Here is a 1,913-nt window from a genome sequence, read left to right on the forward strand (position 1 = left end):
AGGGAAGCGAATCTTTGCTTAAGGAGCTATAGGTGTACCATCTAAACCGCTTCACCACTCAGGAGGGGTTTTAGTTTGCTTTTTTTAACAGTTTATTAATCAATAATTTAAATCAAAAAAAGGATGAACAATCAACAATCAGTGTCAAACGAGCAGATCAAAGAATTGATCAAACCTCGTAAAGTTGAAGACGTGTATTCGAACACCCAGGCAGTTGAAGCTTTCTGCAGGGAATTCGGAAGCGGAACAGATTGCAGGGGGGTAAACGCTGCGATCGAATCAGACGAAGACAGCTTGCTGTTCTAATTTGTAATTCAAAGGCCGGTCGGCATTAGTGTTTCGACCGGCTCTTTAGATGGTTGGTTTAAATATAGACGTTACAGAAGATGAAGGATATCAAATATAGTTTTTACAATGTTATAGTCCCGGTAGCAGAGAAGTCTGAGTACCTGATCTATAATTTGATCAGCGGAGGCCTTGAGGTTTTAACCTGGGAGCAGGGGGCCTATCTTGAAAGTGTCGGTCAAACGTCATTACGCCCTGGGGATAGTGAGTTAAGTGGTCAGGAGGAGCTGTTGGGGTACCTTTACGACAAAGGCTTTTTTGTAAGGAGCGATTTAAATGAACGGGAAGAGTACAATAAGTTTTATTCGAAGAAGAAGGAGCTGTTGTATGATAAGGATGACGGGAGTATCAACCTGACGGTTGGAACAACCATTATGTGCAATATGGGTTGCCCTTATTGTTTTGAGTTTGTGAAGCCGAATAAGTCATTAAATGATATCGAGAACCTTCGGGCGATCATTACTTATATTAATGATATGGTAGAGCAGTCACCTGTAAAAAGATGGCATTCCCTGAATGTTACGTGGTACGGGGGAGAACCGCTGATCAATAAGAATGCGATATCCAGGCTAACGCCAATGCTGCAGGAGCTTTGCGCAAAACACGGTATGAGCTATTCGGCGAATATTATCACGAATGGTATCCTGCTTACCTCTGATAATTGGGAACTGTTAAAGAAGTGTGATGTAAAAAATGTGCAGATCACGATAGATGGCCCTCAAAAAACACATGATAAAAGCCGTCCGCTAAAGGGTCGGAACAATGAGAAGAAGAACTATTTCCAGATCCTGGAAAACTTATGTTTGATGCCTTCGGGGATGCATGTTACGGTACGGATCAATACAGACCGTGAGATAGCGGACTCGATAGATGAACTATTCCAGGATTTTCATGTATTTGGATTGTGGCCAATGCGTTCAAACCAGATCTCTTTCAGTACGGCCTGGTTACGGACGTATGAAGAGGCTAATGAGTCGGATCTGAGCGCAAGGTTTAGCGTAGGCGACTTTTTTGATTTTCAGCAGTCATTCAGGCTTAACCTGGTAAACCGTTATAACCGCTGGGCCTCTCAAAACCAGCGGGAGCAAGCGCGTTTGAAATGGGTACTTCCGGAAATACAGGATGAGTGTGCTACGTGGGTATCACCGTACAGCCTTGTTGTAGATCCGGATGGTAATATCCATAAATGCTGGGAAACGATCCATGAGGGAAAGGAAGCGATCAGTCATGTATCGCAGGGTTTTAAAATAGAATCTCATCAGCCGTATATGGATTATGACCGTTCGCAGTTGAACGAGATCTGTAGTTCATGCAAATATTTGCCGGTATGTGATAAGTTATCGTGTTCCCACCAGGCATTGAAAGAGGGCATGCCGGACTGTACACCCTGGAAAACGAAAACGGAAGATAGCCTGAAATATCAATATCTATTGATGGACAGCAGACCTGACCTGATCATCTTTCCCGGCCATACAAATAAAGTTAACACAGGGCATTCTAATAAATAACCCGTTCGGGGCCACCCAGCAAATCAATTGATATGGAAAATACACTTACATCGCAGGAAG

General features: G+C 43.3%; 2 protein-coding genes. Both read left to right on the plus strand.

Annotated features, from left to right (window positions below; genetic code table 11):
* Positions 1-123 precede the first annotated feature (123 nt).
* Positions 124-306 carry a FlmA family RiPP peptide gene (gene flmA, locus IEX80_RS27700; RefSeq protein ID WP_188834828.1) on the plus strand — a complete coding sequence of 61 codons (183 nt, stop codon included), beginning with the start codon at positions 124-126 and terminating at the stop codon, positions 304-306.
* A gap of 80 nt (positions 307-386) precedes the next feature.
* Positions 387-1,853, plus strand: coding sequence for a FlmE/OhkG family radical SAM/SPASM peptide maturase (locus IEX80_RS27705; RefSeq protein WP_188834829.1), 1,467 nt, complete (start codon positions 387-389; stop codon positions 1,851-1,853).
* The last annotated feature ends 60 nt before the right edge of the window (positions 1,854-1,913 follow it).

Source organism: Mucilaginibacter rubeus, assembly GCF_014643835.1.
GTDB lineage: Bacteria > Bacteroidota > Bacteroidia > Sphingobacteriales > Sphingobacteriaceae > Mucilaginibacter > Mucilaginibacter rubeus.